16 protein-coding genes are annotated in these 15802 nt (G+C 68.7%); 5 read left to right on the top strand and 11 right to left on the bottom strand.

The annotated features are described in order from the left end of the window. Nucleotides 1-89: 89 nt before the first annotated feature. From ACWEVR_RS24245 to ACWEVR_RS24235, 3 genes are all read right to left on the bottom strand, one after another. Nucleotides 90-947, bottom strand: a complete 858-nt coding sequence (locus ACWEVR_RS24245) for an arylamine N-acetyltransferase family protein (RefSeq protein ID WP_452468849.1) — start codon at nucleotides 945-947, stop codon at nucleotides 90-92. A 145-nt stretch (nucleotides 948-1092) separates the two neighbouring features. Further along, nucleotides 1093-2082, bottom strand: a complete 990-nt coding sequence (locus ACWEVR_RS24240) for a TAXI family TRAP transporter solute-binding subunit (protein ID WP_452468848.1) — start codon at nucleotides 2080-2082, stop codon at nucleotides 1093-1095. Nucleotides 2083-2123: 41 nt separating this feature from the next. Beyond that, complete coding sequence (locus tag ACWEVR_RS24235) at nucleotides 2124-4367, bottom strand: TRAP transporter permease (protein ID WP_452468847.1); 2244 nt, start codon at nucleotides 4365-4367, stop codon at nucleotides 2124-2126. Between the two features lie 120 nt (nucleotides 4368-4487). Between ACWEVR_RS24235 and ACWEVR_RS24230 the strand changes: the two genes are divergently transcribed. Both ACWEVR_RS24230 and ACWEVR_RS24225 read left to right on the top strand, forming a co-directional pair. Further along, on the top strand, nucleotides 4488-5663 hold the full coding sequence (locus ACWEVR_RS24230) for a winged helix DNA-binding domain-containing protein (RefSeq protein WP_452468846.1): 1176 nt from the start codon (nucleotides 4488-4490) through the stop codon (nucleotides 5661-5663). Between the two features lie 502 nt (nucleotides 5664-6165). Next, nucleotides 6166-6915, top strand: a complete 750-nt coding sequence (locus ACWEVR_RS24225; RefSeq protein WP_452468845.1) for a hypothetical protein — start codon at nucleotides 6166-6168, stop codon at nucleotides 6913-6915. 177 nt (nucleotides 6916-7092) lie between these two features. Here the strand turns inward: ACWEVR_RS24225 and nadC are convergent, their stop codons facing one another. From nadC to nadA, 3 genes are all read right to left on the bottom strand, one after another. Continuing rightward, the gene (nadC, locus tag ACWEVR_RS24220; protein WP_452468844.1) at nucleotides 7093-7953 is read right to left on the bottom strand and encodes a carboxylating nicotinate-nucleotide diphosphorylase; all 861 of its coding nucleotides are present in this window, start codon (nucleotides 7951-7953) and stop codon (nucleotides 7093-7095) included. Between the two features lie 199 nt (nucleotides 7954-8152). Next, entirely contained in the window at nucleotides 8153-9871 is a 1719-nt protein-coding gene (locus ACWEVR_RS24215) for an L-aspartate oxidase (protein ID WP_452468843.1), read from the bottom strand. A gap of 32 nt (nucleotides 9872-9903) precedes the next feature. Then, nucleotides 9904-10941 (bottom strand): quinolinate synthase NadA, encoded by a 1038-nt coding sequence (gene nadA, locus ACWEVR_RS24210; protein ID WP_452468842.1) that lies wholly within the window; start codon nucleotides 10939-10941, stop codon nucleotides 9904-9906. A gap of 78 nt (nucleotides 10942-11019) precedes the next feature. On the opposite strand from nadA, the gene ACWEVR_RS24205 reads away from it, so the two are divergent. Further along, complete coding sequence (locus tag ACWEVR_RS24205) at nucleotides 11020-11736, top strand: NUDIX hydrolase (protein WP_452468841.1); 717 nt, start codon at nucleotides 11020-11022, stop codon at nucleotides 11734-11736. A gap of 58 nt (nucleotides 11737-11794) precedes the next feature. Next, entirely contained in the window at nucleotides 11795-12286 is a 492-nt protein-coding gene (locus tag ACWEVR_RS24200; protein ID WP_452468840.1) for a nitroreductase/quinone reductase family protein, read from the top strand. A 3-nt stretch (nucleotides 12287-12289) separates the two neighbouring features. On the opposite strand, the gene ACWEVR_RS24195 is transcribed toward ACWEVR_RS24200, so the two are convergent. From ACWEVR_RS24195 to bioB, 5 genes are all read right to left on the bottom strand, one after another. After that, nucleotides 12290-12448, bottom strand: a complete 159-nt coding sequence (locus ACWEVR_RS24195; protein WP_166655832.1) for a hypothetical protein — start codon at nucleotides 12446-12448, stop codon at nucleotides 12290-12292. 89 nt (nucleotides 12449-12537) lie between these two features. Further along, the gene (locus tag ACWEVR_RS24190) at nucleotides 12538-13071 is read right to left on the bottom strand and encodes a DUF1353 domain-containing protein (RefSeq protein WP_452468839.1); all 534 of its coding nucleotides are present in this window, start codon (nucleotides 13069-13071) and stop codon (nucleotides 12538-12540) included. A gap of 70 nt (nucleotides 13072-13141) precedes the next feature. Next, nucleotides 13142-13783, bottom strand: a complete 642-nt coding sequence (locus tag ACWEVR_RS24185; protein ID WP_452468838.1) for a DUF2567 domain-containing protein — start codon at nucleotides 13781-13783, stop codon at nucleotides 13142-13144. Nucleotides 13784-13791: 8 nt separating this feature from the next. Beyond that, a complete protein-coding gene (gene bsaP / locus ACWEVR_RS24180) occupies nucleotides 13792-14001 on the bottom strand; it encodes a biotin synthase auxiliary protein BsaP (RefSeq protein ID WP_067498764.1) in 210 nt (69 codons plus the stop codon). A gap of 60 nt (nucleotides 14002-14061) precedes the next feature. Beyond that, entirely contained in the window at nucleotides 14062-15075 is a 1014-nt protein-coding gene (bioB, locus tag ACWEVR_RS24175) for a biotin synthase BioB (protein ID WP_452468837.1), read from the bottom strand. Between the two features lie 139 nt (nucleotides 15076-15214). On the opposite strand from bioB, the gene ACWEVR_RS24170 reads away from it, so the two are divergent. Then, entirely contained in the window at nucleotides 15215-15799 is a 585-nt protein-coding gene (locus tag ACWEVR_RS24170) for a TetR/AcrR family transcriptional regulator C-terminal domain-containing protein (protein ID WP_452468836.1), read from the top strand. The last annotated feature ends 3 nt before the right edge of the window (nucleotides 15800-15802 follow it).

Genomic DNA, 15802 nt, shown 5'->3' with positions numbered 1-15802 from the left:
GGTTTGTTTCCCGGCAAGTAACCATCAATTTGCCGTAGCGACACGATGGAAGCAAACCGCCGAGCCGTGTCAGTGGTACCGAAATGCGGTCAGGCGGTGCGCCAGGGTGTGGTGACGAGCACGTCCGCGTCGGCGGGTTCGAGTTCGATGTCGAAGACGTCGGTCAGCACTTTCGGCAGGTCGGTGGCATCGATCTCGCGGCTTTCGCTGGTGCCGTCGGGGTATTCGGTCACCAGGGTGAGGTCGTCGAGCACGTGGTGGACGTCGGGCCGGAAGCGCTGCAGGAACGGCCGGGTGGTGAACGGTGAGTGTGGCGAGGTCGACACGAAGTGGTTCCCCACCGCGAAGTCGATGCGGTACTGCGGGTTCTCGGTGAAGGTGTAGCGATCGATCCAGCCGTCACGGCCGAACTGGTAGAGCACCCACAGGTTGTCGCGGTGCTCGAGCCGGAAGCGCCAGTCCCCCATCGTGAATTCGCCCGCGCTGTCGGCCAATTCGAACGGCGCGAGCGGACCGGCACCGAACCCGACATCGCAGATCCAGACCCGGTCGTCGTCGGGGGCCGTGACGCGGAGCAGGGCGTGGGTGGCGGGCCGGATCACCCCGGTGGCCAGCGAACCGAAGGTCACCCGGCCGCTCAGCCCACGAACCTCGAAGCCGAGGCGTTCCAGCGCGGCGGCGAAAAGTCCGGCGTTCTCGTAGCAGTATCCGCCGCGAGCGTGCCGGACCAGTTTGTCCTGCAGGGATTTCAGGTCGAGCGGGATGCCGCGGCCGAGGATGATCTCGAGGTTCTCGAAGGGGATGGTGGTGGTGTGGGCGCGTACGAGGGCGTGCAGGGTGTCGACCGAGGCCGTGCGCGGCCCGGCGTAGCCGATCCGGGCCAGATAGGCGTCCAGATCGAGCTCCTCGCCCAGCCAGCGTTCGTCGCGTGCCACGGCCTCGGTCATCGCATCCTCGTTTCGGTCGGCGTCTGTTTCGCACAACCGAGCCACGCCACGCGTTGTTCCCGCACAGCACACGGTCCCCGGCACCGGGTAAGGGTGGCGGGGACCGTGGCACCCGCGTGTCGGGCGCGGGTGGCGGCGGGCGACGTCAGCGCAGGGCTACCTCCGAGCCGCGGTGCAGCTCTACGGGCGCGGTCTTGCTCGCGGTGTCGGCATTGATCCCCTTGGCGGCCGGATTCGCCTGCTCGAGTTGGGGTTTGCGGTCGAGCAGGGTCTTGGTGAGGACGCAGGCGAGGTTCGCGTCCAGGTCGTCGCGGACCACGAGCAGGTTGGGCACGACCACGGTCGGCACGTCGGCGCTCAGGCCGTAGGTGGCGGCCGGGATCGAGCCCGCCTCGTAGACGGGGTTGATCTCTTTCAGCTTCGGCAGCGCCCCCGTGATGTCGAGGAACCTGACCTTGTCCCTCGCGGTGGTGAACAGGTCGGTGATGCCGGGCGTCGGCAGGCCACCCGACCAGAACATGGCGTCGATCGAGCCGTCCTTGAGACCGTCGACAGTCTTGGTGAGGTCGAGGCGCTGGGCGGAGACGTCGGTATCGGGGTTGAGACCCGAAGCCTGCAGGACGCGCTGGGCGATCACCTCGGTGCCCGATTTGGGCGAGCCGGTGGAGACCCGCTTGCCGCGTAGGTCGGCCAGGGAGTTGATGCCGGCATCCGCGCGCACGATCACCTGGGTGTAGTTGTCGTAGAGCCGGGCCAGCGCGCGTACCGGCTGGACGCTGGTGAAGCTGCCCTTGCCCTGCACGGCGTCGGCGGCGGAGTCGGCCAGCGAGAAGCCGACCTGGTAGGTGCCGCCGACCACCTGCTGGATGTTCTGCACCGAGGCGCCGGTCTCGGCCGCAGTGGCCTTGACCTTGCCGTCGGTGGCCGCCGAGATCTGTTCGGCGTAGGCGTTGCCGAGCGCGAAGTACACGCCGGTCGCATTGCCGGTGGCGATGCCGATCCTGGTGTCCTGCTTCACTTCACAGCTCACCTCGCCGCCGCTGTCGGCCGTCGGCGAGTCCTGTCGGCCGCCGCAGCCGGTGAGCAGGGCGGCGGCGGTGCTCGCCGCGACAACGATGCCAAGTGTTCTGATCATGACGACCTCTCTCCTCGACGGCGGCGCCGCCTGCTGACCGATCACGGTGTGCCCGTGGCTTTTCGATGACGCACGCGTTCGACGGCTCCCGCCGCTGCGGCGACTACGAGCACACCGAGCCCGATCGCCGTCGCCGTCGGGTGCGGGTACAGCAGTGTGAGGCCGGCGGCGCCCGCGAGTACGCGCGGCACCGCCCCCACCGCGCCGATGCCGAGGATCCAGCCGCCGGTCGCGGCCGCCAGCGCCGCGACGCCGACGCACGCGGCCGCGGTCACCCACAGCACGTCGAGCAGCGCGCCACGGCCGAGCAGGTGCTGCCCGGAGTCGGTGAGCACGAACATCAGCGGCACGAGAAAGGCGGGCAGCGCGTAGCGCAGCGCCGACCACATGGTCGGCATGGCCTTCGCGCCGGTGACGGCGGCGGCGCCGACGGCGGCCAGCGCGGTCGGCGGGGTCACCTCCGAGAGCACCGAGAAGTAGAAGACGAACATGGCGGCGGCGGGCGCGGCGACGTGCAGGTCGAGCAGGGCGGGCCCGATGATGACCCAGCCGATCACGAACGACGCCGTCACCGGCACCGCGAGACCGAGCAGCGACAACGCGATCGCGGCGAGCAGCGCGGTGGTGGCGAGGACGACGGCGGGGTCGTCGGATAGCACCGAGCCTGCCCGCACCAGCAGCGAGGCCAGCTGGGCGCCGAGACCGGTCTTGGTGGTCATCGCGGTGATCACACCCGCTGCCGCACACACGGCCACGACCGGCAGCGCCGAGCGCATCCCGAGTGAGAGCGCGCGCAGGGCTTCGAACATGAACCACTGCGGTATTTTTCGCGTCCAGATGCCGGTGGGGGTCGATGGCTTTGTCGCCATTGCGCCGGACGACGCGTCGCCCGTCGACGCCTCACCTGATGACGGGTCGCCCTTTGACGGGTCGCCCACCGGCGTGCCGACTGCCGACTCGCCGACTGTGGACAGGCCGTCTGTCGACGTTTCGCCGGTCGATGACGCGGCTCCGGTCGCCTCGCGAGCTCGCAGCATCCGATCCGGCACGGCCAGGATCAAGGCGAGCACCGTGGCGTAGACGACGGCACGGGTCGCGCTCACGCCGGCGAGCAGCAGCACCACGATGACGATCAGCGACGAGAAGTGATACCCGAAGCGTCCCAGCAGTTTCCACCACGGGGTCGGCAGCGGGCCGTCGGCGAGATCGGCCGGGGCGCGGCCTTCCGCATGGATGCGACGGGCATCGATCTCCACCGACAGCAGGATGCCGAGGTAGTACAGCAGGGTCGGGATGAGCGCCCAGCCGAGCACGGTCACATACGACACGTCGAGGTACTCGGCGACGATGAACGCCGCAACCCCGAGCGTCGGCGGTGACAGGATCGCGCCCACGCCCGCCGCCGCGAGCATGCCGCCCGCCTGTTCCGGCCGGTACCCCGCCCGTTTCAGGATCGGCCAGGTGACCGCACCGGTACTCACCGCCGTCGCCGTGCCCGACCCGGAGACGGTGCCGAGCAGGAATCCCGACGCCACCGCCGTTCGACCGGCCGCACTGTGCGAGCGCCGGAACAGCGACACCGACAGGTCGACGAAGAACCTTGCGGCGCCGGAGAATTCGAGTACCGCGCCGTACAGGGTGAACAGCACGATGTAGCTGGCCGCCACGTCGAGCGGGGTGCCGTAGAACCCGCTGCCCGAGTTGTACAGCGCGTCGACGATCTGGTCGATGTCGAGCCCGGCGTGGGCGATGGCCCAGTTCTGCGGCAGCAGGCCGCCGTAGTAGCCGTAGGCGAGGAACACCAGGCATACGATCGGCAGGATGACACCGGTTGTGCGCCTGCATGCCTCGAGTACCAGGACCAGCAGCAACCCACCCATCGCCACATCGAGTGGAGCGAGCATGCCCTGGCGGTCGAGGAAGGCGTTGTAGCCGCCGCCCGCCTCACCGAAGGTCACCGGCAGGATCGGATACAGGCACACCACCAGGGCGATCGCCGCGAGCACCCAGTCGAGCACCGAGGGCGCGTCGGCCCGGTCGAGCCTGCCCCACCAGGACCGGTAACTCAGATACACCAGCGGCAAGGCGATCCCGAGGAACACCACCAGGTAGTACTGGCTGCCCTGGGCCAGCGGCCGGAACACCTGCCAGATCGACAGCAGCGCCACCGCGAGCGCGACGATCCCGACCAGCCTGGCCGGGAATCCCGACAGGGTCCGTGCGGGCCGTTCCTCGTCGTCCACGCCCAGCTCAGCCGCGGTGACAACGGGTGGCGCAACGCTCATGTGCGGACGATAGCAACGGGATTCGGGCGTCGGAGCGAAAACGGTGACCGGGCGGTCTGCACAAAATGGACACTAAGCGGGCGGGCGTTTCTGTCGGTGGCCCCGCTTAGGATGCGGCCCATGGTCTCGATCGATAGCGCGCAGCGGCGGGCCCGCCTGGCGATCCGGCATCGCCTCGCCCCCTCCGCCCGGTCCACCGACCCGGTCGACATCGCCCGGTCGATGGTCGTCCTGCACGCCACCGACCCCGCGACGGTGTTCCTGTCGGTCGGCGCGCGCGGTATCGACCTCACCCCGGCGGATGTGGAGAAGGCGCTCTACGCCGACCGCACCCTGCTGCGTCTGCTCGCCATGCGCCGCACCATGTTCGTCGCCCCCACCGAGCTGCTCCCGGTCCTGCAAGCCTCCACCTGCGACGCGCTCGCCCACAAGCAGCGCCGCGCCTACGGCCGCTATCTCGAGCAGGCCGGGATCGACGACGACGTCGACACCTGGTTGCGCGCGGTGGAGGCCGAGACCCACGCGGCGCTGCTGGCGCGCGGCGCGGCCACCGGCGCCCAGCTGGGCAAGGACGTCCCCCGGCTGCAGACCAAGATCAATACCGCGCCCGGCAAGTCGTATTCCAAGCCCACGAGCATCACCACCTGGGTCCTGGTGATCCTCGGTGCCGAGGGCCGCATCGTCCGCGGCCGTCCCAACGGCGGCTGGACGAGCAGCCAGTACACCTGGTCTCCTGTGGAAACCTGGCTCCCCCAAGGCTTTACACCGATGCCCGCCGAGGATGCCCGCACCGAACTGGTCCGCCGGTGGCTCTACGCCTTCGGCCCTGCCCCCGTCAGCGACCTGAAGTGGTGGACCGGCTGGACTCTCAGCGAGGTCCGAAAGGCCCTGTCCCCCTTGGACACCACCGAAGTCGATCTCGACGGCACCCCCGGCATCATCCTGTCCGACGACCTCGCCCCCGTCCCCACCCCCGAGCCCTGGGCAGCCCTGCTCCCCGCCCTCGACCCCACCCCCATGGGCTGGCAGTCCCGCGACTGGTTCCTCGGCCCCCACGCCGCCGCCCTCTTCGACACCAACGGCAACATCGGCCCCTCCATCTGGGCCGACGGCCGCATCGTCGGCGGCTGGGCCCAACGCCCCGACGGCGAAATAGTCACCCGCCTCCTGGAAGACGTCTCCCCCGAAACCCGAAAACTCATCGACACCGAAATCGACCGCACCACCACTTGGTTCGGCACCACCCGCGCCATTCCCCGCTTCCGCACCCCCCTCCAACGCGAACTCACGACCTGACCACCGGACCATTTCCGCTGCCTCGGTCACAATGGTCAGATGATCCCTGTCGAGCCCGAGTGGATTCTCCTGCTGAGTTACGACGCCATCAAAGGCGCACCGCGACCGATCAGCGCATTACGGGGTTGACTGCGCGACCGCGGGATCGACTGGATGCCTTTCGCCGCCGATGAGATCCGCGTCGACCTCCCGCGAGTCCAACACCCCGACGGCCGTTTCGGCTGTTCGGTCTGCGTATCCGTCCGCGGCGAAGTCCTTCGACCGCTGGGACTACATCCCGACCAGCCCGAATCACGACCCGCCCACCCGTCACCGCCCACCTGGTGGCACGCTGCGGCGGAACGCAATTCGTGAGCGCAGCTGTGAGCGAAAGAAAATTGTGCCGAATATCTCAATTTCGATGTGAAGTCGGAAGAGTCACAAGATTTGCCCGGCTGAAATTTTCTCAGGTTGAATCATCGCGTCCCATCGACAATTCGTTACATGAAAAAAAGGGGGGAATATGACTCGTCGTCATGCCACCAGGTCTTTGAGCCGCGTACTCGCTATGGGCGCGCTTCCGGTGGCGATCGCCGTGACGTGTGCGGACGTGGCTTCCGCCGCACCCGTCGCACCGGTCGCGCCCGTGGTGTCGAGCATCGAACGCACCACTTCCTATGAGGGACACACCATCACGTTCGTCGACGCCCGGACGATGACGATCGACGGGCACACGCTGACCGTCGACGAGCAGAACGTGGTCCGCGTCGACGGTCGCGAGGTGTCGTTCCGCAGTGTCGCTACACCGGCCGAGGCGCTGATCTCGATCAACGCTCCGATCGACGCGCCGATCGTCGACCCCGGCAAGGTGGGCACCGGAGCGTTGGTCGGCGCCGGCGTCGGCGCGGCCGCCGCGGGTATCCCGGCCGCCGTCGTCGGCGCGATTCCCGGCGCGGTGGTCGGTGGCGTCATCGGTGCCGCCGCCGGCTTCATGATCGGCATCGGCACTGTCGCAGCAGGCGTCCTGATCGGTGCGATCGTCGGCTGTGTCACCACAGGCTGCCTCATCGACGTACCGATCTTCATCGCGGGCCTGGCCGCACAGGCCGTGATCGCCGGGCCGTCCATCGCGATCGGCGCGGTCGCGGGTGTCGCGATCGGCGCCGCGATCGGCGCCGGTCTCGCCGGGCTGCCCGCGGCGGGCATCGGCGGTCTGGTCGGCGCCGGTATCGGGGCGGCCGCTGTCACTCTGAATCCGCAGCTCGTGCCCTGACATCTCGCACATCGAAAAGCCCGTTCGAGAACACCATGTTCCGAACGGGCTTTTCCGTTCTCTACCCGGAAATCCGGGCGAGATCCACGCCGCAGCGCGCGAGTTGTTTCGCGAAGTCGAGGCTTCGGCTACTTCATCGGTTCGCCTTTGAACCGAGCGCTGTGCTCGCGCCGCTGTTCACATATCCAAACCCAGGTCGAGAACGCGCACCGAGTGGGTGAGGGCGCCGATGGCGAGGTAGTCGACGCCGGTGCTCGCGTAGTCGGCGGCCTGGTCGAGGGAGAGGCCGCCCGAGGACTCGAGTTTTGTGTCGGGGGCGGCGGCATCGCGGCGCTGGACGGCGGCCTGGGTCTGCCAGAGGGGGAAGTTGTCGAGCAGGACGAGTTCGACGTTCTCGGCCAGGACGGCGTCGAGCTGTTCGAGGCTGTCGACCTCGACCTCACAGGCGATGTCGGGTGCCAGTTCGCGGACCGCGCGCAGGGCGTCGACGACCGAACCCGCCGCCACGACGTGGTTGTCCTTGATGAGCGCGGCATCGCCCAGGCCCATGCGGTGGTTGACTCCCCCACCCACGCGCACTGCGTATTTCTGCAGTGCGCGCAGGCCGGGCAGGGTTTTGCGGCTGTCGCGGATCTGGCACCGCGTGCCCTCGACCGCGTCCACCCAGGCCGCGGTGGCGGTGGCGATGCCGGACAGGTGGCAGACAAGGTTCAGCATCGTCCGCTCGGCGGTGAGCAGACCGCGCGTCGGCGCGACGACGCTCAGCACGCTGGTGCCCGGTTCCACTCGGGTCCCGTCGGCAACCCGGCCGGTGATCTCGTAGCTGCCCGCGCCGAGCACTTCGTCGAGCACGAGCAGACCGACATCGATGCCCGCCACGGTGCCGTGCTGTCGCGAAACCACCGACGCCTTGCTCACGGCGTCGGCAGGCACCGTCGCCATCGTGGTGACATCTGGTCCGTATCGCAGGTCCTCGTCGAGGGCGGTGCGGATCAGAGTCAGCAGTTCGTCCTGGTCCAGCGCGGCATCGAGAGTCATTGCTGCACTCCTGTTCTCGGGGCGCACCTCGCGCCGGGTCGAGCGGGAGGTCATCGCCTCACCACAGTTCATCGGGTACTACAGGTTTCGCCGCGCCGCCCATGTGAGCGGCCGCCGGCGAGGGGCCATCGATCGATCGGCCTGGAAACCGTCGACGACCTCCCCGCAGTGCGGTTGCCATCGGAACGGCCGACGACGCTCATCGCGCGCAAACCACCGCGGTAGCTGCCGGCATAGCCGACACATCGAATCCACCCTGCGGATCGAGGCGAACGATCGTGCTGTGCCGCTGGACGTCGACCGCCTCGGGGTGGTCCGAGCGGGTGTGACACCCTCGGCTCTCGGCGCGCGCCACCGCCGCACGCAACAGCGCCCGGGCGGTGACGGTCAACGCCGCGTCCTCGACATACCGCAGATGTCGCGCCCACACGGACGCGGATTCGCCGGAGTCCCCGAAAGCCACACCGGGCTCGGACTGCATCACCCCACGAGAGTCGGTCAGCCCGGCCGCACCGGGTACCGACACCACGTCGGAAGCGGGCAGCCGCACGTCACCGACAACGGGATCCGGCACGGTCTCAGTCCCGATCGCCGCCTCGATGCGCTCGAGCGCATGCGCCAGACCGTCCCCGTCGCGGACCACCGAGGCATGTTCGGTCATCGCCTGCTGTACAACCGACCGCTCGGCGAATTCGGCTGTCCACGAACCGATCTCCGTAACCCGGGCGCGCACCCCGAGGCGTTCGGCGGCGGCCGCGCCTGCACGTTCACCGACGACGAGCCCCTCGAGCAGACTGTTGGACGCCAACCGGTTGGCCCCGTGAAGTCCGGTTCTGGCGACCTCGCCCGCCGCGTACAACCCGGGCACTGCGGTGCGCCCGTACGTATCGGTCGATACTCCACCGCACTGGTAATGCGCGGCGGGCGCGACCGGAATCAGCTGTTGGGCCGGGTCGATACCCGCGGCCAGGCAGGATGCGGTGATCGTCGGGAACCGCTGCGCGAAACCGGGGAGATGACGCGCGTCGAGGAACACGTGATCGGTACCGAGCGCCCGCATCCGCGCCGCGATCGCCCGCGAAACCACGTCGCGCGGTGCGAGATCACCACGAGGATGGACCCCGGCGGTCACCGAATCACCGTGGGAGTCGACAAGTCTCGCGCCCTCGCCGCGCACGGCCTCACTGATCAGCGGCCGCCGCCCGACCCCACCCGGTGTGAAGAGCACCGTCGGATGGAACTGCACGAATTCGAGATCGGCCACCGCCGCTCCCGCCCACAGCGCCAGCGCCACCCCGTCACCGGTGGCGCCGGGCGGATTGGTGCTCGCGGCGTAGAGCTGCCCGAGCCCACCGGTGGCCAACAGCACCGAGGGTGTGTGCACCACGCCGAAACCGTTGTCCGACACCGCGACAACACCGCACACACCCTCCGGACCGATCACCACCCGCAGCGCGGCGGCACCGAAGAGCACCGGCAGCCCGGCGGCATTGAGCGCCCGCTGCACCTCCGCGCCGGTGGCGTCACCGCCGGCGTGAATGATGCGCCGCGTGCTGTGCCCACCCTCGCGGGTCCGCGAGATCTGCCCGTCACGGCCGAGGTCGAAGACCGCGCCCAGGTCGGTCAGCGCCGCGATCGCCGCCTGACCGCCCTCGACGATCGAGCGCACCGCGTCGATATCGCACAGCCCAGCACCGGCCTCGACCGTGTCGTGCACATGCGAGTCGACCGAATCACCTTGCGGCGCCACAACGGCGATGCCGCCCTGCGCGTACTGGGTTGAGGTATCGGTGGGGCCGCCCTTGCTGAGGGTGAGCACCCGCAACCCGCGCAGCGAGGCGGTGCGGGCCGCGGTGAGCCCGGCGACGCCGCCGCCGATCACCACCAGGTCGGCCTCGGCCTCCCACGAGACGTTCATGATCGTCTATCCGCTCGATCGCGCCGGGGAGATCACTCCCCACCGCCGGGATTGCCGATCGCGATCATCCGCTGCACCGACGCGCGACCGGCCTCGGCCATGGCCGGGTCGACGTGCACCTCGTCGGCGTTATCCACCAGGCAGCGCAGCAGCGCGGCAGGGGTGATCATCTTCATGTACTTGCAGGAGGCGCGGTCGTTCACGGCCTGGAAATCGATGCCGGGCGCGGCCTTGCGCAGCTGGTGCAGCATGCCGACCTCGGTCGCCACCAGCACCTGGTTCGACGTGGACGCCTTGGCCGCGTCGATCATGCCGCCGGTCGAGAGGATGTGCACTCGCTCGGCCGGGAACGCGCCCTCACCCGCGAGGTAGAGCGCCGAGGTGGCGCAGCCGCACTCGGGGTGCACGAACAGTTCGGCGTCGGGGTGGGTGCGGGCCTGCTCGGTGAGTTCGTCACCGTTGATGCCCGCGTGCACGTGGCACTCACCGGCCCAGATGTACATGTTCTCGCGGCCGGTCACGCGCTTGACGTGCGCGCCGAGGAACTGGTCGGGCAGGAACAGCACCTCGGTGTCCGGGTCGATCGAGGCGACCACGTCGACGGCATTGGACGACGTGCAGCAGATGTCGGTCAGCGCCTTCACCTCTGCCGTGGTGTTCACGTACGACACCACCATCGCCCCCGGGTGCTCGGCCTTCCAGGCGCGCAGTTCCTCGGCGGAGATGGAGTCGGCCAGCGAGCAGCCCGCGCGCTGGTCGGGGATGAGCACGGTCTTGGCCGGGCTGAGAATCTTGGCGGTCTCGGCCATGAAGTGCACACCGCAGAACACGATGGTGTCCTCGGGCGCCTCGGCCGCGATCCGCGAGAGGGCGAGCGAGTCGCCGACGTGGTCGGCCACGTCCTGGATCTCGGGCAGCTGGTAGTTGTGCGCCAAGATGGTGGCGTTGCGCTCACGCGCCAGCCGCCGCACCTCCTTGGCCCACTCCGGCGTCGCTTCGACACCCGCGTATCCGCCGGGTCCGTCGAAGACCGAACCCATCAGCGTCGGCTGCGTAGTCGTCGTCGCCATGGTGGCTCCCTTCCTCGTGCGAGCGGCATCCGCGCCACGATTCGCACCAAACCAGGTTTTCGACTTAGAATCGAAAACGTGCCCCATAGTAACACCATCCACGAATCGCTCACCGCGGTGTTCCAGGTTCGCCGCTTCGGCTCCGACGTTTCCGCAGGTAGGAACGGTAAGCACCCCGAGCTGGCGGTCTTGTTGTGGGAACGCGCGCTCGATCCGCAGAAGGGAACGTGGTCGCTGCCCGGCGGCAGGCTGCGTGACGACGAGGATCTCGACACCTCGGCCAGGCGCCAGCTCGCCGAGAAGGTCGACGTGCGCGAACTGGCCCACCTCGAGCAGCTGTCGGTGTTCAGCGCCCCCGACCGCGTGCCCGCCCCACGGCGCATCGCCTCGGCGTACCTGGGCCTGGTCCCGTTGACCACGGAACCCGAACTACCCCCCGACACCACCTGGCACCCGGTGTCGAATCTGCCGGGCATGTCCTTCGACCACCGCACCGTCGTCGACCACGCCCGTACCCGCCTGGCCGCCAAACTCTCCTACACCAATATCGCCTTCGCCCTTGCCCCCGACACCTTCACCATGTCGACACTGCGCGAAATCTACTGTGCGGCACTGGGATACGACGTGGACACTACCAACCTCCAGCGCGTCCTCAGCCGCCGCAAGGTCATCACCCCCACCGGCGCGACGGCACCTTCCGGCCGCGCGGGTGGCCGCCCCGCCGCCCTCTACCGCTTCACCGACTCGGGCCTGCGCGTCACCGACGAATTCGCCGCTCTTCGCCCACCGACCTGACCTCGGCAGACGCCGTCGACGGCCCGAACTTGTCGGTGGTCGCTGTCACACTGCTCGCATGGACAACAACGCGGCGGATACGAAAAAAGTCACCTCCTACGACGATCCGGATGCCCCTTGGAACAAGGAGTTCTCGGCCGAGGAGATGACCGGCTGGAACGACGACGTCATCACCGAGTTCCGGGAGAACGGCGGCCAGGTGGGCGGTGACTACGCGGGCGCCACCCTGCTGTTGCTCACGACCACTGGCGCGAAAAGCGGTAAGCCCCATGTGGTTCCGCTCGGCGCGCTGTATCGGGGCGATGTGCTGTATGTGAGTTCGTTCATCGAGGACCGGTACCCGGCCTGGTACCACAACGCCAAGGCGAACCCGAGTGTGACGATCGAGCTCGGCGGGGAGAAGTTCGCGGCCAGGGCCGACGTGCTCACCGGCGAGCGGTACGACGAGTTCGCCGCCTGGGCGCTCACCGAGAACCCCCTGCTCGCCGACTACCAGTCCAAGGTGGACAAGCCGCTGCCGCTGGTGGTGCTGACCCGCGAAGCCGCGTAGCCGTCAGGATTCGTAGCGCCGATCACGGTGCTTGGTGGAGCGTCGATAGGTGCGGCCACTCGGCACCGCGGTCGCCGCGGACGAACTGCGCAGTGCGTGGCGCTTGCGCCAAGCTGCCAGATCGGGCCGCTCGGTCGGCGCCTGCTTGTCTTCGGTCTTCATGTCCAGGTCCTCCCCCGAAATTCGTCGTCCCCAGGGTAGGCAGCGGGTCCGACGGAATCCACCGATTTACCGGCCCGCGCGGAGGCGGGTCAGGCCGTTTTCATCTGGGGCGCGGGCGGCGGAACCTCGCTGTGGGTGGCGACCCGGCCGACCGCCCAGAAGAGCAGCTCCACGAACCAGAACACCACGAGTGCCGTGGTCACCACCACGACCGGGACTGCGAGGAACAGCACCGAGGGCACCGCGATCAGGAACCAGCCGAGGACGTCGCCCGCCGTCGCCCCACGCAGGCGCGAACCACATCGCACCGCGGCCCACATCATCCAGCGTCGCGGTATCGATACACCGGCTTCCCGAAGGCTGCGCCGGAACAGTCCGTCGGCATCCGCCGGCCCGACTTCACCTGTGCGGCACAGATAGTCGTGCAGGATCGCCGCACGGGTGTAGGCACCGTAGCGGGGTATGAGCCAGACGAGCGCACGGGGCACCGAGGCGAAGTCGGTGCGGAATCCCGCGGGCACGGTGAAAGTTTCGACCGCACCTCGATAGGTGAGCGGCTGGGTGAGCCGCCAGAATTTCGCATCGATCCCCTCGACGACGGGACCACCACCGATGAATGCCACGACTGCTCCTCTCGAGCCGCGCGCAGTCTCTCTACCTGCCGATATGCCGATGGTAGCGCGGTGGGGAGGCTCAGCCCCGAGGTTGCGAACTCGGGTCGAAATCGCCGCTGGGCCGATACTGTTCGGCTCCGTAGGGCAGGCGATAGTCCTCGTCGTCGTCGAAATCGGCGGGGCGCAGATCGCCGAGCAGCCCCGCCGCTCCTGACCCGAGGTCGGTGGCGGGATGCAGGGCCGCGAGGAACAGCAGCACGAGCGCGGCGAGGAACGGTTGCACGAGCAGCGCCATGTCCGTAGCGATTTCGGCGGGCAGGGCGATGATCTGACCGACAGGGGGGTCATCGGGCCGCGGATACCGCAGGCCCGCAACCCATTCCCCCATCCACATCATGATCGCCGCACCGAGCGCCGAGGCGAACAGCAGCCCGAGCACGAGCGCGGGCCCACGCACGATCCGTACCCGCCAGGCCGCGATCGTGGTGAGCACCGCCACCGCCGCACCGATACAGAGGAACATGCCGACGGCGTCGAACAGATGCATGCTCTCGCCGGTGAGCACCGCGGCCCGGCCGGGCTGGGTCACCCGCAACCGTTCGGTCGGCGCGAGCAGACCCCACACCACACCGGCGGCGGCACTCACCGCGAGAACGGCGACGATCACGGCACCGACGCCGATCACCTCGCGGCGCAGCACCTGCGGCCGTGGCTCGCTCACCGCGTCCACTACCGGCGTTCCAGCTGGGCCGATTCGGTGACGCCGTGCCGCGAGCACTTGGCCCACCAGCCGTCGGGGCTGATCTGCACGACCATCCGGCGCCCGCACTGCTCACAGAACCGTGGCGGTTCCAGCCCGAGCGCGGCGGCCGCGGGCATCGCGTCGTCGAGCCCTGGCACGATCCGCTTGCCCGTGAACGGGTTGTAGCGTTCGTCCATGGCGGTCACCTCCTCGGTCGCCGTGTCGGCCCTGGTCGATTCCCGATCGTACACAGCGATTTACAGCGTTTCGTTGAGCGCCTTGATCGGCATCTTCAGTTCGCCGAGCAGGTCGAGGTCGGATTCGGCGGGCCGGCCGAGGGTGGTCAGGTAGTTGCCGACGATCACCGCGTTGATGCCGCCGAGCATGCCCTGCTTGGCGCCGAGGTCGCCGAGGGTGATCTCGCGACCGCCCGCGAAACGCAGGATGGTGCGCGGCAGCGCGAGCCGGAACGCGGCGATGGCGCGCAGCGCGTCGGCGGCGGGCAGCACCTCGAGGTCACCGAAGGGGGTGCCGGGGCGGGGGTTGAGGAAGTTCAGCGGCACCTCGTCGGGCTCGAGCGAGGCCAGCTGCGCGGCGAATTCCGCCCGCTGCTCGATGGTCTCGCCCATGCCGAGGATGCCGCCGCAGCACACCTCCATGCCGGCTTCGCGCACCATGCGCAGGGTGTCCCAGCGCTCCTCGTAGGTGTGGGTGGTGACGACCTTCGGGAAGTGCGACTTGGCGGTCTCGAGGTTGTGGTTGTAGCGGTGCACGCCCATGGCGGCGAGCTGATCGACCTGCTCCTGGTTGAGCATGCCCAGCGAGCACGCCACCTGGATGTCGACCTCGTTGCGGATGGCCTCCACACCGGCGGCGACCTGTGCCATCAGCCGCTCGTCGGGCCCACGCACGGCGGCGACGATGCAGAACTCGGTGGCGCCGGTCTTGGCGGTCTGCTTGGCGGCCTCGACGAGGCTGGGGATGTCGAGCCAGGCGGCGCGCACGGGCGACTGGAACAGGCCCGACTGCGAGCAGAAGTGGCAGTCCTCGGGGCAGCCGCCGGTCTTGAGGCTGATGATGCCCTCGACCTCGACCTCGGGCCCGCACCACTTCATGCGGACCTCGTGGGCCAGCTCGAGCAGCGCTTCGAGCTGGTCGTCGCCCAGGCGCAGCACCTCGACGGTCTGTTCCTCGGTGAGGCCGGCGCCGCGCTCGAGCACCTGCTCACGGGCGATGGCGAGAATGTCGGTACGGACGGGTGCCTGCGTCACGACGTGATGTCCCTTCGTCGGGGGCGTGCACGCGCCGCTGGTGATGGTGGTGGCCGTGCAACTTGAACGGTGTTCAGGATAGGGTAGCGGGAAGTAGTGAGTCACGACACTCGGGTCGCGAATCGGCGGAAGGACACCTGTGCAGCTGCGGAAGACGGACGTGGTCGATGCCGCGGTGACGATTCTGGATCAGTACGGGCTGGCGGATCTGACGATGCGCAGGTTGGCCGGGTCGCTGCAGGTGCAGCCGGGGGCGCTGTACTGGCACGTCAAGGACAAGCAGTCGCTGCTCGGCGCCGTCGCCGACCGGATCCTCGCGCCGATGGATGAGCCGATCGCCGCCACCGAGTGGCCCGACCAACTCACCGAGCTCGCGCATCGGCTGCGCGACTGCCTGCTCGCCTACCGTGACGGTGCCGAACTGGTCTCGGCGACCTACGCGTCGCGGTTGACCACGAGCAAGGCACGAGAACGACTGGCCGGCATCGTGATCCGGGCGGGCATGACGAGGGAGGAAGCCGAGCTCACGGCCTACACCCTGCTGTACTACGTGCTCGGCCAGACCGTCGACGAACAGTCGCGCATGCAGATGGACTCGGTCGGTGCCCTGCCCGCCGACAACACTCCCCTGTTCGAGACACCGGACGCCACCGCACGATTCGACTTCGGCCTGCAGTTGTTCATCGCCGGGGTGCGTACCATCCTCGGTTCCCGGGTGCGCTGATTC

The organism is Nocardia sp. NPDC003979 (assembly GCF_053605015.1).
Note: the sequence above shows the minus strand (reverse complement) of the source record. Positions and strands in the feature narration are given on the sequence as shown.

Bases quoted from the DNA above. Each gene is read 5' to 3' on its own strand.
- ACWEVR_RS24245 (WP_452468849.1), bottom strand. From the start codon at position 947: ATGACCGAGGCCGTGGCACGCGACGAACGCTGGCTGGGCGAGGAGCTC.
- ACWEVR_RS24240 (WP_452468848.1), bottom strand. From the start codon at position 2,082: ATGATCAGAACACTTGGCATCGTTGTCGCGGCGAGCACCGCCGCCGCC.
- ACWEVR_RS24235 (WP_452468847.1), bottom strand. From the start codon at position 4,367: ATGAGCGTTGCGCCACCCGTTGTCACCGCGGCTGAGCTGGGCGTGGAC.
- ACWEVR_RS24230 (WP_452468846.1), top strand. From the start codon at position 4,488: ATGGTCTCGATCGATAGCGCGCAGCGGCGGGCCCGCCTGGCGATCCGG.
- ACWEVR_RS24225 (WP_452468845.1), top strand. From the start codon at position 6,166: ATGACTCGTCGTCATGCCACCAGGTCTTTGAGCCGCGTACTCGCTATG.
- nadC (WP_452468844.1), bottom strand. From the start codon at position 7,953: ATGACTCTCGATGCCGCGCTGGACCAGGACGAACTGCTGACTCTGATC.
- ACWEVR_RS24215 (WP_452468843.1), bottom strand. From the start codon at position 9,871: ATGAACGTCTCGTGGGAGGCCGAGGCCGACCTGGTGGTGATCGGCGGC.
- nadA (WP_452468842.1), bottom strand. From the start codon at position 10,941: ATGGCGACGACGACTACGCAGCCGACGCTGATGGGTTCGGTCTTCGAC.
- ACWEVR_RS24200 (WP_452468840.1), top strand. From the start codon at position 11,795: ATGGACAACAACGCGGCGGATACGAAAAAAGTCACCTCCTACGACGAT.
- ACWEVR_RS24195 (WP_166655832.1), bottom strand. From the start codon at position 12,448: ATGAAGACCGAAGACAAGCAGGCGCCGACCGAGCGGCCCGATCTGGCA.
- bsaP (WP_067498764.1), bottom strand. From the start codon at position 14,001: ATGGACGAACGCTACAACCCGTTCACGGGCAAGCGGATCGTGCCAGGG.